Below are 21,354 nucleotides of genomic sequence, written 5' to 3' on the forward strand. Positions count from 1 at the left end.
GGGGACGGGTGGCGGAGGGTGCCGGAAAATGGCCGCGTGAGCGATGTGAGACATGTGCTGGTGCTGCCCGACCGCGACGCTGCCGAGGAGGTGGTCGAGGCCCTCGGGGAGCGGTTCGGGGTGCGGGAGGAGCCGCAGGTCGTCCGGGACGCGTTGGCCGGGGAGGACGATGCGGAGGATGCGCAGTGGCTGGTGGTGTTGCGGGACGAGGAGGGGCGGCTTGATCCCGGGGAGTTGGATGCGTTTGCAGGGGAGTGGGAGGGGTGGTGGGAGGAGCCGTAGGGCGGCTCTGTGTGGTGCGTGAAGGTCGCCTCGGTGGGGAGTGGTCCTGCGCTGGTGCTGGGGTGGGTTGCGCAGCCCGGCGCTTGCGGGGTGCCGCTGCGCCCACCCGTGCCGCCCCAGCGGCACGACTGCCCGCAGCTGCGGACGGCGGTGTGCCGAGCGAGGTGGGGTGGGTGGTGTGGCCTGGCGGTGTGCTTGCTCGCAGCTGGGGATGGCGGTGTGCTGAGGGAGGTGGGTGGGGTCGTGCGGTCCCGGCGGCACGATTGCTCGCAGCTGGGGATGGCGGTGCGCCGAGTAGACGGCGGGACGTCGGTCGTGTTGTCAGTGGGCCGTGCCATGCTTGGGGCGATGGCCAGGAAGACTGCAAATGACGACCCTCTTGCTGCGGTGACGCTTGCCGTGGGGCAGGAGGACCTTCTGCTCGACCGTGCCGTGCAGGAGGTGGTGGCTGCCGCGAGGGCCGCCGACGCCGACACGGACGTACGTGACCTGACCCCGGAGCAGCTCCAGCCCGGCACGCTGGCCGAGTTGACCAGCCCCTCGCTCTTCGCGGAGCGCAAGGTCGTGGTCGTACGCAATGCGCAGGATCTGTCGGCCGACACGATCAAGGACGTGAAGGGATATCTCTCGGCGCCGGCCGAGGAGATCACGCTGGTGCTGCTGCACGCGGGCGGGGCCAAGGGCAAGGGGCTGCTGGATGCCGCGCGCAAGGCCGGGGCGCGGGAGGTGGCCTGTCCGAAGATGACCAAGCCGGCGGACCGGCTGGCCTTCGTGAGACAGGAGTTCCGGGCGACCGGGCGGTCCGCCACGCCCGAGGCCTGTCAGGCGCTCGTCGATGCCATCGGCAGTGATCTGCGGGAGCTGGCGTCCGCCGTGTCCCAGCTGGTCGCCGATGTCGAGGGGACCATCGACGAGGCCGTCGTGGGGCGGTACTACACGGGGCGGGCCGAGGCGTCGAGCTTCACCGTGGCCGACCGGGCCGTGGAGGGGCGGGCCGCCGAGGCGCTGGAGGCGCTGCGCTGGTCGCTGGCCACCGGCGTCGCGCCCGTGATGATCACCAGTGCCCTCGCCCAGGGCGTACGGGCGATCGGCAAGCTGTCCTCCGCGCGCGGGGGCCGGCCGGCCGATCTCGCGCGGGAGCTGGGCATGCCGCCGTGGAAGATCGACCGGGTGCGCCAGCAGATGCGGGGCTGGACACCGGACGGGGTGGCCGTCGCCCTGCGGGCCGTGGCCGAGGCCGACGCGGGTGTGAAGGGCGGCGGGGACGATCCCGAGTACGCCCTGGAGAAGGCCGTGGTGGCCATCGCGCGGGCGGCTCGGTCCAGGGGACGGTAGTCAGCACCGAAGGCGCCCACCACGGCCGCCACCTCAGATCCGCCACCTCAGGCTGATGACCGGGACTGTACACACCATGTACCGGGCTCCCACCCCCTGTCGGGGGACTTCAAGGGGATCGACTCGATCATCAACGACTACTACACCCGGCTCTCCTCGGAGACCGACGGGTCGTTCCGGGTCGAGCTGCGCAACGTGTTCGTCGACGGCCGAGGGCACGCCGTCTCCGTGCACCGTTTCACCGCCGACCGGGGCAGCAAGCACATCGACGAGAACGGAGGCATCGTCTTCCGGATCGTCGGAGACAAGATCAGCGACCTCGACGAGTGCCTCGAGGACATCGACAAGAGCAACGACTTCTGGTCCTGATCAGCGGTGGGCCGCTCAGGCACGCCGAAGGCCCCGGTGACCGCCCTGGGGAAGGGCTGGGCACCGAGGCCTTCGGTTCAAGCGGGTGAGCTCATACCCGCGTGGCGAACGCAGGCCGCGTATGAGCTCGTGGGGCCGGTCGGGAGCGGATGAGAGAGGGCCCGCCCTGGGTCCTTCCGGCGCGTCGGATCCCGGGGGATCCGGTCAGATCAAGAAGAGGTTCAGCCCTTGAGGGATGCGACCTTGGAAGCAAGCGCCGACTTCTTGTTGGCGGCCTGGTTCTTGTGGATGACACCCTTGGAGACGGCCTTGTCGAGCTGACGCGCGGCAGCGCGCTGCAGCTCGGTGGCCTTCTCGAGGTCACCCGCGGCGGCGGCCTCACGGGCCTTGCGGATCGCGGTCTTCAGGGAGGACTTGACGGCCTTGTTGCGCAGCCGAGCCTTCTCGTTGGTCTTGATCCGCTTGATCTGGGACTTGATGTTCGCCACGAAAGAGCCTTTGCAGGTTCTGGTACGAGGCCGCACGGGACCCGTACCGGTGATTTCTTGAAGAAGTGCCTCGCGCTGAGAGGGCATGAGGCACAGCCACCCAGGCTACCAGTGGCCCGGTCAGTGGCCCAAACCGGTCCCCGGTCGCCGCCCGTGGGACCATGGAACCTACGTATCGATCCGACCCGAGGCATAAGGCGCCTCAAGAGACAGGACCCTGCGTGCCCGCGACCCCTAACAATGTGCCCGAGCCGAGCCGTACCGACCCGGCTCTGATCCGCAATTTCTGCATCATCGCGCACATCGACCACGGCAAGTCCACGCTCGCCGACCGGATGCTCCAGCTGACCGGTGTGGTCGAGCAGCGGCAGATGCGTGCTCAGTACCTCGACCGCATGGACATCGAGCGTGAGCGTGGTATCACGATCAAGTCCCAGGCGGTGCGTCTGCCGTGGGCTCCCACCCAGGACCCGGGGAACACGCACATCCTCAACATGATCGACACCCCGGGGCACGTCGACTTCACCTACGAGGTCTCGCGGTCGCTCGCCGCCTGCGAGGGGACCATCCTCCTCGTCGACGCCGCCCAGGGCATCGAGGCCCAGACCCTCGCCAACCTCTACCTGGCGATGGAGAACGACCTCACGATCATCCCCGTACTCAACAAGATCGACCTGCCGGCCGCGCAGCCGGAGAAGTTCGCCGAGGAGCTGGCGAACCTCGTCGGGTGCGAGCCGGACGACGTGCTGCGGGTCTCCGCCAAGACCGGTGTCGGCGTCGACGCGCTGCTGGACAAGGTCGTACGGGAGATCCCGGCACCGGTCGGCGTCAAGGACGCGCCCGCGCGCGCGATGATCTTCGACTCCGTGTACGACTCCTACCGGGGCGTGGTCACGTACGTCCGTGTCATCGACGGGCAGCTCAACAAGCGTGAGCGCATCAAGATGATGTCCACGGGCGCCACCCACGAACTGCTGGAGATCGGCACCAACTCGCCCGAGATGCTGTCGGCCGACGGCCTCGGTGTCGGTGAGGTGGGGTACCTCATCACCGGGGTGAAGGACGTCCGTCAGTCCAAGGTCGGTGACACCGTCACCAGCCAGGCGAAGGGCGCCACCGAGGCGCTCGGCGGGTACAAGGACCCGAAGCCGATGGTCTTCTCCGGTCTGTATCCGCTGGACGGCTCCGACTACCCGGAGCTGCGCGAGGCCCTGGACAAGCTGCAGCTCAACGACGCCGCGCTCGTCTACGAGCCGGAGACCTCCGCCGCCCTCGGCTTCGGCTTCCGCGTCGGCTTCCTCGGCCTGCTCCACCTCGACGTGATCCGCGAGCGGCTGGAGCGCGAGTTCGGCCTCGACCTGATCGCCACCGCGCCCAACGTGGTGTACCGCGTGGTCATGGAGGACCGCAGCGAGCACATCGTCACCAACCCGAGCGAGTTCCCTGAGGGGAAGATCAGTGAGGTGTACGAGCCGGTCGTGCGCGCCACCATCCTGGCGCCGACCGAGTTCATCGGATCGATCATGGAGCTGTGCCAGACCCGGCGCGGCACCCTGCTCGGCATGGACTACCTCTCCGAGGACCGGGTCGAGATCCGCTACACCCTCCCGCTCGCCGAGATCGTCTTCGACTTCTTCGACCAGCTGAAGTCGAAGACGCGTGGTTATGCGTCCCTGGACTACGAGCCCACCGGCGAGCAGACCTCCAGCCTGGTCAAGGTCGACATCCTGCTGCACGGCGACAAGGTGGACGCCTTCTCGGCGATCACCCACAAGGACGCCGCCTACGCCTATGGTGTGCGGCTCGTCGCCAAGCTGCGCGAGCTCATCCCGCGACAGGCCTTCGAGGTGCCGATCCAGGCCGCCATCGGCTCCCGGGTGATCGCCCGTGAGACCATCCGCGCCATCCGCAAGGACGTCCTCGCCAAGTGCTACGGCGGCGACATCTCCCGTAAGCGCAAGCTGCTGGAGAAGCAGAAGGAAGGCAAGAAGCGGATGAAGATGGTGGGCTCCGTGGAGGTTCCGCAGGAGGCCTTCATCGCCGTGCTGAGCAGCGACGACAGCGGAAGCTCGGCCAAGGGCAAGAAGTAAGCGCGTTCGCGCCGGTTCACGGGCCCGTCGCGCTGTTGCGCGGCGGGCCCGCTGCCTGTGGTCTGTAGAAAGTGACAGTACGTGACCCCTTACGCGCCGGGCGGTCGCCCTTTACTCTGATCCCTGCTCGATAGTTACTCGCGAGTTAAACAACAGCCGCACTGAGCCAGCCGCATCGTCGCGGGCCCCGGAGGATGTCGTGAGCGACACACAGACACTGATCGAGAACCGCCCGCCGTCCGTCGCGGGCCTCTTCCTGGAGCGCGTGTCGGCCACGCCGGACGGGGAGGCGTACCGCTACCCCGTGCCGGCCGCGTCCGGTCAGGGTCCGGACGACTGGAAGTCGCTGAGCTGGGCGCAGACCGCCGACCGGGTCTACGCCATCGCGGCCGGTCTGATCGAACTGGGCGTGCAGCCCGAGCAGCGCGTGGCGCTCGCCTCCGCCACCCGGATCGAGTGGATCCTCGCCGACCTCGGCATCATGTGCGCCGGCGCGGCGACGACGACGGTCTACCCGCAGACCAACGCCGACGAGTCGGCGTACATCCTCTCCGACTCCGAGAGCCGGGTGCTGATCGCGGAGGACGCGGCCCAGCTCGCCAAGGCGGTGGAGAAGCGCGCCGAGCTGCCCGACCTCACCCACGTCGTCGTCATCGACCCGGCCGGTGTGGAGACCGCCGACTGGATCCTCACCCTCGACGAGCTGGAGAAGCGCGGTGCCGCCCGTCTGGAGCAGGATCCCGAGCTGATCAAGAAGCGGGTCGGCGCGATCACCAAGGACCAGCTCGCCACGCTCATCTACACCTCCGGCACCACCGGCCGTCCCAAGGGTGTGCGCCTCCCGCACGACAACTGGTCGTACATGGCGAAGGCGATCGCCGCGACCGGGCTGATCAGCGGCGAGGACGTGCAGTACCTGTGGCTGCCGCTCGCGCACGTCTTCGGCAAGGTGCTGACCTCCGGGCAGATCGAGGTCGGCCACGTCACCGCCGTCGACGGCCGCGTCGACAAGATCATCGAGAACCTGCCGGTCGTCCAGCCGACGTACATGGCGGCCGTGCCGCGCATCTTCGAGAAGGTCTACAACGGCATCGCGAACAAGGCCCGGGCGGGCGGCGGCGCCAAGTACAAGATCTTCCAGTGGGCCGCGGAGGTCGCCCGCGAGTACGCCAAGGTCGCGCAGGACAACTTCCGGCGCACCGGGACGGCCTCCGTGCCGTTCGGGCTCGGCGCCAAGCACAAGGTCGCCGACGCGCTCGTGTACGCGAAGATCCGTGAGGCGTTCGGCGGCAACCTGCGGGCGTGCGTCTCCGGGTCCGTGGCGCTCGCCCCCGAGATCGGCTTCTTCTTCTCCGGCGCCGGCATCCACATCCTGGAGGGCTACGGCCTCACGGAGTCCTCCGCGGCCTCCTTCGTCAACCCCGGCGAGGCCTACCGCACCGGCACGGTCGGCAAGCCGCTGCCCGGCACCGAGGTGCGCATCGCCGAGGACGGCGAGATCCTGCTGCGCGGCCCCGGCATCATGGAGGGCTACCACAAGCTGCCCGAGAAGACCGCCGAGGTGCTGGAGCCGGACGGCTGGTTCCACACCGGCGACATCGGCGAACTGTCCCCCGACGGCTACCTGCGCATCACCGACCGCAAGAAGGACCTCTTCAAGACCTCCGGCGGCAAGTACATCGCGCCCACCGAGGTCGAGGGCCAGTTCAAGTCCGTGTGCCCCTACGTCTCCAACATCCTCGTCCACGGCGCCGACCGGAACTTCTGCACCGCGCTCATCGCCCTCGACGAGGCGTCCATCCTGGGGTGGGCCGAGGAGAACGGCCTGGGTGGCAAGTCGTACGCGGAGGTGGTCGCCGCTCCGGCGACCGTCTCCCTCATCGAGGGGTACGTCGAGCAGCTCAACTCCGGGCTCCAGCGGTGGCAGACGATCAAGAAGTTCCGGTTGCTTCCCCGGGATCTGGATGTGGAGCACGGGGAGATCACGCCGAGTCTGAAGTTGAAGCGGCCGGTTGTGGAGCGGGAGTACCAGCACTTGCTGGATGAGATGTACGAAGGGACTCGCGAGAAGTAGGGGGCGGCGGGGGACTCGCGGCGGCTGCGGGTTTCTTGTGGCTGGTCGCTCCCCATCGCGGCGGAGCCGCATATCGACGCAGCCCCGCGCCCCTCTCGTTACTTCACTTCCCCTTTGCTTATCAGTTGACGGAGTTGCCTCACCTCGGTGCGCAGCTCGTCCAACTCCAGGAACACCCTCACCTTCGCCCTCAGCACCCACGGGTCGAAGGGCTTGGTGAGGTAGTCCGCCGCGCCCGTCGCATAGCCGCGGAACGCGTAGCCGGAGTCGTCCTCCGCGCCGGTCAGGAAGATGATCGGGACGTGCTTCGTCTGGTCGAGGCGTTTGATGTTGGCGGCTGTCTCGAAGCCGTCCATGCCCGGCATGCGGACGTCGAGGAGGACGAGGGCGATGCGGCGGCGCAGGAGGACCTTCAGGGCCTCCTCGCCCGAACGTGCCCGTACGAGCGGCTGGTTGAGGGAGGCGAGGACGGCCTCCAGGGCGATCAGGTTGTCCTCCATGTCGTCGACCAGGAGGATCGCGGCACGCTGGTCGGACATGGCGTCAGCCCTCATGGTGACCGTCCTGCTCGGTCGGTATTCGGTCGGCGGGTTCCTCGCCCTCCGCGCCCTCGGGGTCGAGGAGCGCGCAGACGACCGTCAGCAGCCGGTCGACGTCCACCGGCTTGGGCACGTAGTCGTTGGCGCCGCGGGCGATGGACTTCTCGCGGTCGCCGGGCATCGCCTTGGCGGTGAGGGCGACGATGGGCAGGCCCGCCCAGCGGGGGGTGTGGCGGATCACGGCGATCGTCTCGTAGCCGTCCATCTCCGGCATCATGATGTCCATCAGGACGAGTTCGACGTCCGGGTTGCGCTCCAGCGTCTCGATGCCCTCGCGGCCGTTCTCGGCGTAGAGGACGGGCATGCCGACGCGGCCCAGCACATGGGTGAGCGCGAAGACGTTGCGGATGTCGTCGTCGACGATCAGCACCCGGCGTCCGGGCAGGACCTGACCGGCGCGGCCCGCCCGCCACGCCTCCAGCTTGGTCGGGGCCGGCCATGTGTCGTCGTTGTCGTGTCCGGCGGTGAGGGGTTCGGCGGGCGGCGCCGACGTAGGCTGCGGTTCCGCGGCGGCGGCCGCGTGGCCGGGGCTGACGACCGGGACGTAGAGGGTGAAGGTGGAGCCCCTGCCCGGTTCGCTCTCCGCGACGATACGGCCGCCCAGCAGGCCCGCGATCTCGCGGCTGATGGACAGGCCCAGTCCCGTGCCGCCGTACTTGCGGTTCGTCGTGCCGTCGGCCTGCTGGAACGCCTCGAAGATCACCGGGAGTTTCTCGGGGGCGATGCCGATGCCGGTGTCGGACACCGCGAACGCGATCACCTCGTCGCTGCCCTGGACTCCCCCACTCTCGGCTTCGCTCGAGCGGGGGGACCCCCATCGGTGCTCGGGGTCCTGCACGCGGTTCACGCGCAGCTCCACCCGGCCGCTCGCGGTGAACTTGATCGCGTTGGAGAGCAGGTTGCGCAGGATCTGCTGGAGGCGTTGCTCGTCCGAGTACATCTCGCGCGGTACGTCCTCCCCGACCGTCACCTCGAAGGCGAGCCCTCGGTCCAGGGTGAGCGGGCGGAAGGTCGCGTGGACGTAGTCGAGCAGTTTGATGAGCGGCAGGCGTTTCGGGCGTACGTCCATCCGGCCCGCCTCGATCTTCGACAGGTCCAGGATGTCGTTGATCAGCTGGAGGAGGTCGGAGCCCGAGCGATGGATCGTCGTCGCGAACTGCACTTCCTGGTCGGAGAGATGGCCGTCCGGGTTGTCCGAGAGGAGACGGGCCAGGATCAGCAGGGAGTTCAGGGGTGTGCGCAGCTCGTGCGACATGTTGGCCAGGAACTCCGACTTGTACTGGGAGCTGGTGGCCAACAGGGCGGCCTTCTCCTCCAGTTCGGCGTTCGAGTGCTGCAGCTCCGCCTGCTGCTTCTGGAGTTCGTCCGAGCGTTCCTGGAGCTGCATCGCCAGGCGCTGGGACTCGCCGAGCAGGGACTCCGTACGGGAGTTGGCGATGATCGTGTTGATCGCGACACCGATGGTGTTGACGAACTGGTCGAAGAAGGCCAGGTGCACATCGGAGAAGCGGGAGAAGGACGCCAGCTCGATGACGCCGAGGAGCTTGTCCTCGAAGAGGATCGGGATGATGACGATGGTGGTCGGGGAGGCCTCGCCGAGACCGCTGTTGATCTTGATGTAGTCGGGTGGGGCCCCCTCCACCAGGATCCGCTTCTTCTCCCGGGCCGCCTGGTGGACGAGGCCGTGCACGGGCAGGCCGCCCGTCTCGACGGTGGCGCCCTCCGCCGAGCCGTAGCCGGCGATGAAGGCGAGGCCCTTGGCGGGGACCGTGCTGCGGACGGCCGGGTCCTCCTCCGGGTCGGCCAGGTAGAAGGCGCCGTACTGCGCGTTCACCAGCGGGGTCAGCTCCCGCAGGATCAGGTCGGCGACCTCCATCAGGTCCCGGTGGCCCTGCATCAGCGCGGCCAGGCGGGCCAGGTTGGACTCCAGCCAGTCCTTGGCGCGGGTCGTCTCGCGCAGGTTGGCCACCATCAGGTTGATGTTGTCCTTCAGCTCGGCGACCTCGCCCCGCGTCTCCACGGTGATGGAGCGGGACATGTCGCCCTGGGCCACCGCGGAGGCCACCTCGGCGATGGCGCGGACCTGGGTGGTCAGGTTCGAGGCCAGCTCGTTCACGTTCGTCGTCAGGCGCTTCCAGGTGCCGTACACGCCCTCCACCCGTGCCTGGCCGCCCAGTTGGCCCTCGGAGCCCACCTCGCGGGCCACGCGGGTGACCTCGGAGGCGAAGGAGGACAGCGTGTCGACCATCGTGTTGATGGTGGTCTTCAGCTCCAGGATCTCGCCGCGCGCGTCCACGTCGATCTTCCGCGACAGGTCGCCCTGGGCGACGGCGGTGGCCACCTGCGCGATGTTGCGGACCTGCGAAGTGAGGTTGTCCGCCATGTAGTTGACGTTGTCCGTCAGGTCCCGCCACACCCCCGAGACGCCCAGCACCTGGGCCCGTCCGCCGAGCCGGCCGTCGGTGCCGACCTCGCGGGCCACGCGGGTCACCTCGTCGGCGAAGGCACGCAGCTGCTCCACCATCGTGTTGACGGTGTCCTTCAGCTCCAGGATCTCCCCGCGGGCGTCGACGGTGATCTTCTTCGAGAGGTCGCCGTTCGCCACCGCCGTCGTCACCTGGGCGATGTTCCGCACCTGTGACGTCAGGTTCAGCGCCATGAAGTTGACGTTGTCGGTGAGGTCCTTCCAGACGCCGGAGACGCCCCGGACCTGCGCCTGCCCGCCGAGGTTGCCCTCGGTGCCGACCTCGCGGGCCACCCGGGTGACCTCGTCGGCGAAGGCGGACAGCTGGTCCACCATCGTGTTGATCGTCGACTTCAGCTCCAGGATCTCGCCCTTCGCCTCCACCGTGATCTTCTTGCCGAGGTCGCCCTGGGCGACGGCGGTGGACACGAGCGCGATGTTGCGGACCTGCGACGTCAGGTTGTCGGCCATGAAGTTGACGTTGTCCGTCAGGTCCTTCCACACGCCGCTGACGCCCCGGACCTGGGCCCGCCCGCCGAGGTTGCCCTCGGTGCCGACCTCGCGGGCCACCCGGGTGACCTCGTCGGCGAAGGCGGACAGCTGGTCCACCATCGTGTTGATCGTCGACTTCAGCTCCAGGATCTCGCCCTGCGCGTCCACCGTGATCTTCTGGCTCAGGTCGCCGTTGGCGACGGCGGTCGTCACCTGGGCGATGTTGCGGACCTGCGAAGTGAGGTTCGACGCCATGAAGTTGACGTTGTCGGTGAGGTCCTTCCAGACGCCGGAGACGCCCCGGACCTGCGCCCGGCCGCCCAACTGGCCCTCGGTGCCGACCTCGCGGGCCACCCGGGTGACCTCGTCCGCGAAGGCCGAGAGCTGGTCGACCATCGTGTTCACGGTCAGCTTCAGTTCGAGCAGTTCGCCGGTCGCCTCGACGGTCACCGTGCGCGTGAGGTCGCCGCGCGCCACGGCCGTCGTCACCAGGGCGATGTCCCGCACCTGCGCCGTGAGCCGCGAGGCCATCGTGTTGACCGCCTCGGTCACGTCCCGCCAACTGCCCGACAGCCCCTGCACCTTGGCGCGCCCGCCGAGCCGGCCCTCGGTGCCGACCTCCCGCGCCACCCGGGTCACCTCGCCGGTGAACAGGGAGAGTTGGTCCACCATCTTGTTCACGGTCCGGCCCAGACGGCGCAGATCGCCGCGTAACTGCCGGGTGCCGTCGTGCAGATCGACCCGCTGGGTCAGGTCACCGCCGGCCACCGCGTCCAGGACGCGCGTCGCGTTCGCCGCCGGGGCCACCAGGGCGTCCAGCAACTGGTTGACGTCGTCCACCCGCGAGGTCCAGCCGCCCTGGCCCGGGCTCGCCGAGAGCCGCTCGTCGAGGCGGCCGTAGCGGACCAGCTCGCGTTTCACACGGCGGACCTCGGTGTTGAAGTGGAGGCTGCGGTCGAGGATCTGGTTGAAGACCGCGGTCAGTTCGGCCACGATCCCCTCGCCCGTCTCCGGCAGCTTCGTGAAGTCGCCGTCGCGGGCCGAGGTCATCGCGGCGAGCAGCGGGCGGAGCTCGGACGCCCGGATCCCCGTCCCGGTCCCGGTCCGTCCGTCCGCCCGCATCCCGGTGTCGGCTCGCCCGTCTGTTCGGATTCCGGCCTCGGTCTGTCCGTCTGCTCGGATCCCGGTCTCAATCCGTCCGTCTTCGAGCACATGCGAAGCACTGTTCTCACTCATGACGGCCCACTTCGGTAACTCGGCGCTTATGGGCGTGGCCAGTCTGTCACTCTGTCGGCATCGACCGAGGCGTAATCGTCCGACTGCTCGGGGAGCTGTCCATGGGGGCCATTCCGACGCAACGGGAAACCGTGTCCCGTGCCGGTGGTGCGCCCGCGCACGCGGGCGGACACCTGCACCCGCACACCCGCGCGACCCTCGCCGGCAGCTCCCTGGCCCCCGGCTCCGCCCGCGACCTCGTCCGCGCCGCGCTGACGGAGTGGGCCGAACCGGGCCTGCCCGGCACCGAGAACCTCATGGACCTCGCCGAGGACGCGATACTCGTCGTCAGCGAGCTGGTCACCAACGCCGTCGTGCACGCCGGCACCGATGTCGACCTGGTCTGCCGGCTGGAGGAGGAGCCCGAGACCTGCGCTGTCGTCGTGGAGGTCACCGACCACCACCCCTCCCGCGCGCCACGCGACGGCACCCCCGAGACGCCGTACGAGACACCCGAGTACGGCCGCGGTCTGCGGCTGGTCGCGACGCTGGCCGAGGCATGGGGGGTGACGTACCGCAGGGGGACGAAGACGGTGTGGGCGCGGCTGGTGCCCTGCGGGGCGCACGAGGAGGCGCAGCTCCCGGAGCCCTGCGCCGCCGACGGCACTCCCGCCTCCTCCCTCACCTTCGCCGAGGCCCTCGCCCCCGAGCCGCACAGCTCCGTCCGTGACGGGGACTGGCTGGGCCGGGGCGCCCTCTCCTTCCTCGCCGAGGCCTCCGACCTGCTCGCGGGCCAGCTCGACGAGGACCTGGTCGCTGCGCTCACCGGCCAGCTGCTCGTGCCGCGTCTCGCCGACTGGTGCGCGGTGTGGCTGGAGGACGAGCTCAGCGGGCGCTGGGGGGCCGTCCACCAGAGCGCGGGAGGCTGGGGCGGCGGCGGGGGCGGGCCCGGGCCGCGGCTGGCCCGCGTCTGGCACATCAGCGAGAACCACATCGAGGAGCTGCGCCGGGCCCTGGAGAAGGACCCGCCGCACCCGCCCGACGACCTGCGCTCCGGGCCCGCCGCCCATCCCTGGCCCGCCACCGCGCTCGGCCCGCACGGCGCCGCCCTCGCCTACCGGCTGATCGCCGGCGGCCGTCCCCTCGGCACGCTCGTCATCGGGCGAACCGGACTGCTGCGCTTCCCCGACGAGGTCACCGGGCTCGTCGAGGATCTCGGCCGCCGGGTCGCGCTCGCCATCGGCGCGGCCCGCCAGTACGCCCGCCAGGCCACCATCAGCGCCGTCCTGCAGCGTGGACTGCTGCCCGGCGCGGTCGCCGAGATCCCGGGGGTGCGCAGCGCCCTCGTCTACGAGCCACGTGAGCAGGGCGGGCCCAGCGGCGACTTCTACGACCTGTTCCCGGCGGGCGACGGACGCTGGTGCTTCGCGGTGGGCGACGTGCAGGGCAAGGGCCCGGAGGCGGCCGTCGTCATCGGTCTGGCCCGCCCCTGGCTGCGGCTGCTGGCCCGCGAGGGCTACGGCGTCGCCGACGTCCTCGACCGCCTCAACCAGCTCCTCCTCGACGACGCCACCGAGGCCGCCGACGCCGCCGCCCGCGCGTTCGTCGGCCCCGCGGGACCCGGCGACGGCCCGCAGACCCGTTTCCTCTCTCTCCTCTACGGCGAGCTGGCCCCCTTCGCGGGCGGCATCCGCTGCACCCTCGCCTCGGCCGGCCACCCCCTACCGCTGCTGCTCGGCCCCGACGGCGGCGTCACCACGGCCGCGCAGCCCCAGACCCTCCTCGGGGTCATCGAGGACGCCACCTACACCAGCGAGACCCTGGACCTGCGCCCCGGCGACAGCCTCCTGTGCGTCACCGACGGCGTCACCGAGCGGCGCTCGGGCTCCCGCCAGTTCGACGACGGCGACGGCCTCGCCACCGCACTGGCCGGCTGCGCGGGGCTGGACGCGGACCTGATCGCCGAGCGCATCCGGAGGCTGGTGCACGAGTTCGGGGGACAGCCGCCGGAGGACGATCTGGCGCTGCTGGTGCTGCAGGCGGAGTCCCTTCCGGCGCAGTAGGGCTCAGTCCCTTCCGACGCAGCGGAAAGCGCAGGTCACAGCGGAGCCGCAGGGGTGGGTGCGGACGTACGGGACAATGGAACACATGCCTTCCGCACTCCCCGACGGCGAGCCCGTCCCCGCCGACGGTGCGCTGCCCGCGTCCGCGCTCGCCGGGGCCGCCGACCGCCCCCTCGGCTTCTATCTGCACGTCCCCTACTGCGCGACCCGCTGCGGCTACTGCGACTTCAACACCTACACCGCCACGGAACTGCGCGGCACGGGTGGTGTCCTAGCCTCCCGGGACAATTACGCCGACACGCTGATCGACGAGATCCGCCTGGCTCGCAAGGTCCTCGGCGACGACCCGCGCGAGGTCCGCACGGTCTTCGTCGGCGGCGGTACGCCGACCCTGCTGGCGGCCGACGATCTCGTACGGATGCTGGGGGCGATCCGCGACGAGTTCGGGCTGGCGCCGGACGCGGAGATCACGACCGAGGCGAACCCGGAGTCGGTGGACCCGGCGTATCTGGCGACCCTCCGCCAGGGCGGCTTCAACCGGATCTCCTTCGGCATGCAGAGTGCGAAGCAGCATGTGCTGCGCGTGCTGGACCGCACACACACGCCCGGCCGCCCCGAGGCGTGCGTGGCGGAGGCCCGGGCGGCGGGCTTCGAGCATGTGAACCTGGACCTGATCTACGGGACCCCGGGGGAGTCGGACGACGACTGGAGGGCGTCGCTGGAGGCGGCGCTGAGTGCCGGGCCGGATCACATCAGCGCGTACGCCCTGATCGTCGAGGAGGGCACGCAGCTGGCCCGCCGTATCCGGCGGGGTGAGGTCCCGATGACCGACGACGACGTGCACGCGGACCGGTACCTGATCGCGGAATCGGTGCTGTCGGAGGCGGGCTTCGACTGGTACGAGGTCTCGAACTGGGCGACGTCGGAGTCCGCCCGCTGCCTGCACAACGAGCTGTACTGGCGGGGCGCGGACTGGTGGGGCGCGGGGCCGGGAGCGCACTCGCACGTGGGCGGGGTGCGCTGGTGGAACGTCAAGCATCCGGGGGCCTACGCGGCGGCCCTGGCGGCGGGGCGGTCGCCGGGGGCCGGGCGCGAGCTCCTGTCGGAGGAGGACCGCAGGGTGGAGCGGATCCTGTTGGAGCTGCGGCTTCGGGAGGGGGTGCCGTTGTCGTTGCTGCGGGAGGAAGGGCTGGCGGCTTCTCGGCGGGCGCTTTCGGAGGGGCTGTTGCAGGAGGGGCCGTATGCGGAGGGGCGTGCGGCGCTGACCTTGCGGGGGCGGTTGCTGGCGGATGCGGTGGTCAGGGACTTGGTGGACTGATCACTCCGGCGGGTGAATCGGTACCGGAACCCGGTTCGGGTGGCCCCTGAATTCGTACCGTGTCGCTGTGAACGACCTCGCGGTGATCAAGTTCTTTGAGGAGCTCGAACCGCCCGAGAGCGTCAGAGCCGAGCTTCTGCGAGGGGAGATCGTGCTGTCGGGCAGCTCTGATCTGGTGCACAACGGCAACGTGATGGAGGCGGTGGATCAGATCCCCCGCGAGCCTTGGTCCCGGCTCCAGACCCAGTGCGTCGACATGCTCGCCGACGTCAGCGCGCCCGTGCCCGACTTGGTGGTGATCGAGCGCGGGGCTGGTCCGGATCAAGGGACGTACATGCCCGCGGAGGTTGTCACGGCGTTGGTGGAGGTCGTCTCCAAGACCAGCGCGGATCGCGATTACGGGGTCAAGCGCGCGATGTATGCGGCGAGCGGCGTGCCCGTCTACCTGATCATCGACCCGATCATGGCGCACTGCGTTCTGTTCACCGAGCCCGAGGGCACCGGCGAGGAAGCCGAGTACCAGGTGCAACGGACGAGCAAGTTCGGCTGCCCGGTCCCGATGGAGCATCTCGGCATCGAGCTCGACACCACCGGATTCGGCACCTTCAGCAACGTCAAGCCCCACCGCCGGCCGTAACGAAGTCGATCAACTCCTCCACCCGCCCCAACAGCTCCGGCTCCAGGTCCCTGTAAGACCCCACCTGCGCCAGAATCGCCTGCCACACCGCCCCGGTGTTCTCCGACGGCCACCCCAGCGCCCGGCACACCCCCGTCTTCCAGTCCTGTCCCTTCGGCACGCGCGGCCATGCCTCGATGCCCAGGGACGACGGCTTCACCGCCTCCCAGATGTCGATGTACGGGTGGCCCACCACCAGCGCGTGTTCGCTCGTCACCGACTCGGCAATGCGCCACTCCTTGGAACCCGGCACCAGGTGATCCACGAGGACGCCCAGTCTCGCGTCCGGGCCCGGGGCGAAGTCCGCCACGATCGACGGCAGGTCGTCCACGCCCTCCAGGTACTCCACGACCACGCCCTCGATGCGCAGGTCGTCGCCCCAGACCTTCTCGACCAGTTCGGCGTCGTGCCGGCCCTCGACGTAGATGCGGCCGGCGCGGGCCACGCGGGCGCGGGCGCCGGGGACGGCGACCGAACCGGACGCGGTACGGGTGGGTCGTACCGGACCACCCGACGACGCACGGACCAGCGTCACCACCCGGCCCTCCAGAAGGAAACCGCGCGGCTCCAGCGGGAACACGCGGTGCTTGCCGAAGCGGTCCTCCAGGGTGACCGTGCCCGCCTCGCAGCGGATCACCGCGCCGCAGAAACCGGTGCCGGGCTCCTCCACCACCAGGCCGGGCTCCGCCGGGACCTCGGGGACGGGCTTCGGCTTCTTCCACGGAGGGGTCAGGTCGGCGGAGTACTGGCGCATTCGGATGACGATAGGAGAAGCCGGGGCGCGATCACGACGACACGCCGAAACGCGCCGCCAGCGCGTCCCGCTGCGCCCGGACGAACGCCGCGTCCACCACCGCGCCGTGACCGGGCACGTACAGCGCGTCCTCGCCGCCGAAGTCGAGGAGGCGGTCCAGAGCGGCCGGCCAGTGGGACGGTACGGCGTCGGGGCCGGCCTGGGGTTCGCCGGACTCCTCGACCAGGTCGCCGCAGAACACCACCTCCGGTGAGCCGGGGCCTCCGGGGACGAGGACCGCCAGGTCGTGCGCCGTGTGGCCGGGGCCCACGTTCGCCAGCAGGACCTGCCGGCCGTCGCCCAGGTCGAGCGTCCACTCGCCGGACACCAGATGGCGGGGCCGGACGAGCGTGTCCACGGCCTCCGTCGCCGCCGTCTCGTCCAGGCCGTTGCGTACCGCGTCCGCGCGCAGCTCCTCGGCCCCGAGGCCCTTGCGCGTGAGCACCGACTCCGCGCCCACCGCCGCGAACACCTCCGCGCCCGCGAACGCCGCCGCCCCGAAGACATGGTCGAAGTGGGGATGCGTGAGCGCGAGATGGGTCACACGGTGACCCGCCAGCTCCTCCGCCTGCATACGCAGCCGCGCCCCCTCCGCGAGGCTGGAGCCCGCGTCCACCATCAGCGCCGCCTCGTGCCCGACGACCAGCCCGACCGTGCAGTCCCACACCGGCAGGCGGCACCGCCCGACGCCCGTCGCGACCCGTTCCCACCCGAGCTCTTCCCAAGTCACCGTCATACGGCGACGCTAGCGGGACAACCTCCCCGGGCACGGTGCGACGGGACCGACCTTGCCCAGGGCGTGCCCCACGGCCGTACACTGGGCCGGGGACGCTGGCACTCGGAAGTGAAGAGTGCCAGGGCAAGGCGCCAAGGGGACGACTTTCTGGAGGTGTGTGCGCATGCTGAGTGAACGACGGCTCCAGGTACTGCGCGCCATCGTCCAGGACTACGTGGGCACCGAGGAGCCGGTGGGCTCCAAGGCGCTCACCGAGCGGCACAACCTCGGCGTCTCCCCGGCCACGGTCCGTAACGACATGGCGGCCCTCGAGGACGAGGGGTACATCGCCCAGCCGCACACCAGCGCCGGGCGCATCCCCACCGACAAGGGCTACCGGCTGTTCGTCGACAAGCTGGCCGGCGTCAAGCCGATGACGGCCCCCGAGCGGCGGGCCATCCAGAACTTCCTCGACGGCGCCGTCGACCTCGACGACGTCGTGGCGCGGACGGTACGGCTGCTCGCCCAGCTCACCCGGCAGGTCGCCGTCGTGCAGTACCCGTCGCTGACCCGGTCCACCGTGCGGCACGTGGAACTGCTCTCGCTCGCGCCCGCGCGCCTGATGCTCGTGCTGATCACGGACACCGGGCGGGTCGAGCAGCGGATGGTGGACTGCCCGGCGCCGTTCGGCGAGACCTCGCTGGCGGATCTACGCGCGCGGCTGAACAGCCGGGTCGCGGGCCGCCGGTTCACGGACGTGCCGCGTCTGGTGGAGGACCTGCCGGACGCCTTCGAGGCGGAGGACCGCGGCACGGTCTCGACGGTGCTCTCCACCCTGCTGGAGACCCTCGTCGAGGAGAACGAGGAGCGGCTGATGATCGGCGGCACCGCCAATCTCACCCGCTTCGGACATGACTTCCCTCTCACCATCCGGCCCGTCCTGGAGGCCCTGGAGGAGCAGGTCGTGCTCCTCAAGCTCCTGGGCGAGGCGGGGGATTCGGGCATGACCGTGCGCATCGGGCACGAGAACGCCTATGAGGGGCTCAACTCCACTTCCGTGGTGTCGGTCGGCTACGGTTCGGGCGGCGAGGCAGTCGCCAAGCTCGGCGTGGTCGGACCGACCCGCATGGATTACCCGGGAACGATGGGAGCGGTACGCGCAGTGGCACGGTACGTCGGACAGATCCTGGCGGAGTCGTAAGTGGCCACGGACTACTACGCCGTTCTCGGCGTGCGCCGCGACGCGTCGCAGGAAGAGATCAAGAAGGCCTTCCGGCGGCTCGCCCGCGAGCTGCACCCGGACGTCAACCCGGATCCGAAGACCCAGGAGCGGTTCAAGGAGATCAACGCCGCTTACGAGGTGCTGTCGGACCCGCAGAAGAAGCAGGTCTACGACCTCGGCGGTGACCCGCTCTCGCAGGCCGGCGGCGCCGGCGCGGGCGGCTTCGGGGCCGGTGGCTTCGGCAACTTCTCCGACATCATGGACGCCTTCTTCGGTACGGCGTCCCAGCGGGGCCCGCGGTCGCGCACGCGGCGCGGCCAGGACGCGATGATCCGGCTGGAGGTCGAGCTCGACGAGGCGGCCTTCGGCACGACCAAGGACATCCAGGTCGACACGGCGATCGTCTGCGCCACCTGCAGCGGCGAGGGCGCGGCGCCGGGCACCACCGCCCAGACGTGCGACATGTGCCGCGGGCGCGGTGAGGTGTCGCAGGTGACGCGGTCCTTCCTGGGCCAGGTCATGACCTCGCGGCCGTGTCCCCAGTGCCAGGGCTTCGGGACCGTGGTGCCCACGCCGTGCCCGGAGTGCGCGGGCGACGGGCGGGTGCGGTCGCGGCGGACGCTGACCGTGAAGATTCCGGCCGGTGTCGACAACGGCACCCGGATCCAGCTCGCCGGTGAGGGCGAGGTCGGGCCGGGCGGCGGTCCCGCCGGTGACCTGTACGTCGAGATCCATGAGCTGCCGCATCCGATGTTCCAGCGGCGCGGGGACGATCTGCACTGCACGGTCACCCTTCCGATGACCGCGGCGGCGCTCGGTACGAAGGTGCCGCTGGAGACGCTGGACGGGCTGGAGGAGGTCGACATCCGGCCCGGGACGCAGTCCGGTCAGTCGATTCCGCTGCACGGGCGCGGTGTGACGCACCTGCGCGGTGGCGGGCGGGGTGACCTGGTCGTGCATGTCGAGGTCCAGACTCCGACGAAGCTCGACCCCGAGCAGGAGCGACTGCTGCGCGAGCTGGCGAAGCTGCGGGGTGAGGAGCGGCCTCAGGGGCAGTTCCAGCCGGGGCAGCAGGGGCTGTTCTCGCGGCTGAAGGACGCGTTCAACGGGCGTTGACGGGGGTGGCTGTGGGCGGCTGTTCCCGCCCCCGCCGCCCCTACCCGTCCCATCCCCGGAGGGCTGGTTCCACTTGGCGTATGCCAGGGGGACGGCCCGATTCGGACTTGTTCGGAGGACGTGACAACATGCCGTCATGTCCTCCGCGCTGACCGATCTCTTCCCTCACCCGATCGTGCAGGCCCCCATGGCGGGCGGCGTCTCCGTCCCGCGGCTCGCCGCCGCCGTGTCCGAGGCCGGTGGGCTCGGGTTCCTGGCCGCCGGGTACAAGACCGCCGACGGCATGTACCAGGAGATCAAGCAGCTGCGGGGGCTCACCGCCCGGCCCTTCGGGGTGAACCTGTTCATGCCGCAGCCGGAGTACCCCGGTGCAAGCACCGGCTCCACCGGAGCGGCCGGCTCCGCGCCCTTCGATGCCGGGGCCGTCGAGGTGTACGCCCACCAGCTGGCCGGTGAGGCCGCCTGGTACGAGACGGAGCTGGGGGACCCGGACAGCGGCCGGGACGACGGTTACGACGTCAAGCTGGCGGTGCTGCTGGACAACCCGGTACCGGTGGTGTCCTTCCACTTCGGTGTGCCCCAGCGGGACGTGCTGGACGCCCTGCGCCGCGCCGGAACGTTCACGCTCGTCACCGCGACCACCGCCGAGGAGGCCCTCGCCGTGGAGCGCGCGGGCGCGGACGCGGTGATCGTGCAGGGCGTGGAGGCCGGCGGACACCAGGGCACCCACCGGGACATCCCGGAGAACGACGGCTCCGGTATCGGGCTGCTCTCGCTGCTCGCCCAGGTCCGGGAGGCCGTGAGCCTGCCGCTCGTCGCCGCCGGCGGCATCATGCGCGGCAGCCAGATCGCCGCGGTCCTCGCGGCCGGCGCGAGCGCGGCCCAGATGGGCACGGCGTTCCTGGCGACGCCCGAGTCCGGCGCGGCCGCCGTGCACAAGCAGGCGCTGACCGACCCCCTCTTCGTGCGCACCGAGCTGACCCGCGCCTTCTCCGGCCGCCCGGCGCGCGGTCTGGTCAACCGCTTCCTGCGCGAGCACGGCCCGTACGCGCCCGCCGCCTACCCGGAGGTCCACCACCTCACCTCACCGCTGCGCAAGGCCGCCGCCAAGGCGGGTGACGCGCAGGGCATGGCGCTGTGGGCGGGGCAGGGGCACCGGATGGCCCGCGAGCTGCCGGCCGGGCAGCTGGTGGAGGTGCTGGTGGCCGAGGCCGACGCGGCGCGGGCCGCGTTGTCGGGCGGTGGCACCGCCGGCGAGGACGGTGACCGATGACCGCGCCCGTCTTCGTCGTCGAGGAGCTTCCTGCCGGTCGCTCCGAGTTCGTGCTGGACGGGCCCGAGGGACGGCACGCCGTCTCCGTCAAGCGGCTGCGGGCCGGTGAGGCGGTCGTGCTCACCGACGGGGCCGGGCGCTGGGCCGAGGGCGAGGTCGTCGCCGCCGAGGGCAAGGACCGGCTGGTGGTGAGTCTGAAGGATGTGGTGGAGGAACCTGCCGAGTCGCCGCGGATCACCGTCGTGCAGGCCCTGCCCAAGGGCGACCGCGGTGAGCTGGCCGTCGAGACGATGACCGAGACCGGCGTCGACGCGATCGTGCCGTGGGCCGCGTCCCGCTGCGTCACGCAGTGGAAGGGCGAGCGCGGGCTGAAGGCCCTTGCCAAGTGGCGGGCCACCGCCCGCGAGGCCGGCAAGCAGTCCCGCCGGGTCCGCTTTCCCGACGTCGCCGACGCGGCGACCAGCAAGCAGGTCGCGGCACTTCTCGCCCGGGCCGACTTCGCCGCCGTACTCCACGAGGACCGCGACTACGGCAGCGAGCCGCTCGCCACCGCCCAACTCCCCACCGAGGGCGAAATCGTGCTCGTCGTCGGCCCCGAAGGGGGCGTCTCCCCCGACGAGTTGGCGCTCTTCGAGGAGGCCGGCGCCAAGGCGTACCGGCTGGGGCGGAGCGTGCTGCGCACCTCGACCGCCGGGACGGCGGCCGCCGCTCTGATCCTGGGACGGACCGGCCGCTGGTCCTGACCTGACCCGCCCCTGTCCGTCTGCCTT

16 protein-coding genes and 1 pseudogene are annotated in these 21,354 nt (G+C 70.5%); 12 read left to right on the forward strand and 5 right to left on the reverse strand.

Annotation, left to right across the window (positions count from 1 at the left end; all coding sequences use genetic code 11):
* Positions 1 to 36: 36 nt before the first annotated feature.
* From IE263_RS18450 to IE263_RS18460, 3 genes and pseudogenes are all read left to right on the forward strand, one after another.
* Complete coding sequence (locus IE263_RS18450) at positions 37 to 282, forward strand: hypothetical protein (RefSeq protein ID WP_189937774.1); 246 nt, start codon at positions 37 to 39, stop codon at positions 280 to 282.
* A gap of 348 nt (positions 283 to 630) precedes the next feature.
* Positions 631 to 1,617, forward strand: a complete 987-nt coding sequence (gene holA / locus IE263_RS18455; RefSeq protein WP_189937775.1) for a DNA polymerase III subunit delta — start codon at positions 631 to 633, stop codon at positions 1,615 to 1,617.
* Positions 1,618 to 1,680: 63 nt separating this feature from the next.
* A pseudogene (locus IE263_RS18460) lies at positions 1,681 to 1,986 on the forward strand (nuclear transport factor 2 family protein); the annotation flags it as partial.
* A 221-nt stretch (positions 1,987 to 2,207) separates the two neighbouring features.
* Here the strand turns inward: IE263_RS18460 and rpsT are convergent.
* Positions 2,208 to 2,474 (reverse strand): 30S ribosomal protein S20, encoded by a 267-nt coding sequence (rpsT, locus tag IE263_RS18465; RefSeq protein ID WP_189937777.1) that lies wholly within the window; start codon positions 2,472 to 2,474, stop codon positions 2,208 to 2,210.
* Between the two features lie 221 nt (positions 2,475 to 2,695).
* Here rpsT and lepA point away from each other — a divergent pair, with 221 nt between their 5' ends.
* Both lepA and IE263_RS18475 read left to right on the forward strand, forming a co-directional pair.
* Positions 2,696 to 4,564 (forward strand): translation elongation factor 4, encoded by a 1,869-nt coding sequence (lepA, locus tag IE263_RS18470; RefSeq protein WP_189937779.1) that lies wholly within the window; start codon positions 2,696 to 2,698, stop codon positions 4,562 to 4,564.
* 199 nt (positions 4,565 to 4,763) lie between these two features.
* Positions 4,764 to 6,638: an AMP-dependent synthetase/ligase gene (locus IE263_RS18475; protein ID WP_189937781.1), complete on the forward strand. Its 1,875-nt coding sequence runs from the start codon at positions 4,764 to 4,766 to the stop codon at positions 6,636 to 6,638.
* Positions 6,639 to 6,736: 98 nt separating this feature from the next.
* On the opposite strand, the gene IE263_RS18480 is transcribed toward IE263_RS18475, so the two are convergent.
* Both IE263_RS18480 and IE263_RS18485 read right to left on the reverse strand, forming a co-directional pair.
* On the reverse strand, positions 6,737 to 7,192 hold the full coding sequence (locus tag IE263_RS18480; protein WP_189937783.1) for a response regulator: 456 nt from the start codon (positions 7,190 to 7,192) through the stop codon (positions 6,737 to 6,739).
* Positions 7,182 to 11,243, reverse strand: a complete 4,062-nt coding sequence (locus tag IE263_RS18485) for a HAMP domain-containing protein (protein WP_229911063.1) — start codon at positions 11,241 to 11,243, stop codon at positions 7,182 to 7,184. The genes IE263_RS18480 and IE263_RS18485 overlap by 11 nt, the downstream gene beginning before the upstream one ends.
* A 287-nt stretch (positions 11,244 to 11,530) precedes the next feature.
* Between IE263_RS18485 and IE263_RS18490 the strand changes: the two genes are divergently transcribed.
* The 3 genes from IE263_RS18490 to IE263_RS18500 all read left to right on the forward strand — a co-directional run bounded on the left by IE263_RS18490 (position 11,531) and on the right by IE263_RS18500 (position 15,426).
* On the forward strand, positions 11,531 to 13,471 hold the full coding sequence (locus tag IE263_RS18490; RefSeq protein WP_189937787.1) for a SpoIIE family protein phosphatase: 1,941 nt from the start codon (positions 11,531 to 11,533) through the stop codon (positions 13,469 to 13,471).
* 85 nt (positions 13,472 to 13,556) lie between these two features.
* Complete coding sequence (gene hemW, locus IE263_RS18495) at positions 13,557 to 14,789, forward strand: radical SAM family heme chaperone HemW (RefSeq protein ID WP_189937789.1); 1,233 nt, start codon at positions 13,557 to 13,559, stop codon at positions 14,787 to 14,789.
* A gap of 67 nt (positions 14,790 to 14,856) precedes the next feature.
* Positions 14,857 to 15,426 (forward strand): Uma2 family endonuclease, encoded by a 570-nt coding sequence (locus IE263_RS18500; protein WP_229911044.1) that lies wholly within the window; start codon positions 14,857 to 14,859, stop codon positions 15,424 to 15,426.
* On the opposite strand, the gene IE263_RS18505 is transcribed toward IE263_RS18500, so the two are convergent.
* Together IE263_RS18505 and IE263_RS18510 are read right to left on the reverse strand one after the other, a co-directional pair.
* Positions 15,404 to 16,219 (reverse strand): DUF3097 domain-containing protein, encoded by an 816-nt coding sequence (locus IE263_RS18505; RefSeq protein ID WP_189937791.1) that lies wholly within the window; start codon positions 16,217 to 16,219, stop codon positions 15,404 to 15,406. The genes IE263_RS18500 and IE263_RS18505 overlap by 23 nt on opposite strands.
* A gap of 31 nt (positions 16,220 to 16,250) precedes the next feature.
* Positions 16,251 to 16,994, reverse strand: coding sequence for an MBL fold metallo-hydrolase (locus IE263_RS18510; RefSeq protein ID WP_189937793.1), 744 nt, complete (start codon positions 16,992 to 16,994; stop codon positions 16,251 to 16,253).
* Positions 16,995 to 17,157: 163 nt separating this feature from the next.
* Here IE263_RS18510 and hrcA point away from each other — a divergent pair, with 163 nt between their 5' ends.
* The 4 genes from hrcA to IE263_RS18530 all read left to right on the forward strand — a co-directional run bounded on the left by hrcA (position 17,158) and on the right by IE263_RS18530 (position 21,327).
* The gene (gene hrcA, locus IE263_RS18515) at positions 17,158 to 18,174 is read left to right on the forward strand and encodes a heat-inducible transcriptional repressor HrcA (protein ID WP_189937794.1); all 1,017 of its coding nucleotides are present in this window, start codon (positions 17,158 to 17,160) and stop codon (positions 18,172 to 18,174) included.
* Positions 18,175 to 19,311, forward strand: coding sequence for a molecular chaperone DnaJ (gene dnaJ / locus IE263_RS18520; protein ID WP_189937796.1), 1,137 nt, complete (start codon positions 18,175 to 18,177; stop codon positions 19,309 to 19,311).
* A gap of 136 nt (positions 19,312 to 19,447) precedes the next feature.
* Positions 19,448 to 20,584, forward strand: a complete 1,137-nt coding sequence (locus IE263_RS18525; protein ID WP_189937798.1) for a nitronate monooxygenase — start codon at positions 19,448 to 19,450, stop codon at positions 20,582 to 20,584.
* Positions 20,581 to 21,327 (forward strand): 16S rRNA (uracil(1498)-N(3))-methyltransferase, encoded by a 747-nt coding sequence (locus tag IE263_RS18530; protein WP_189937800.1) that lies wholly within the window; start codon positions 20,581 to 20,583, stop codon positions 21,325 to 21,327. The genes IE263_RS18525 and IE263_RS18530 overlap by 4 nt, the downstream gene beginning before the upstream one ends.
* Positions 21,328 to 21,354 lie beyond the last annotated feature (27 nt).

It is taken from the genome of Streptomyces aurantiogriseus (assembly GCF_014649375.1).
Classification (GTDB): domain Bacteria; phylum Actinomycetota; class Actinomycetes; order Streptomycetales; family Streptomycetaceae; genus Streptomyces; species Streptomyces aurantiogriseus.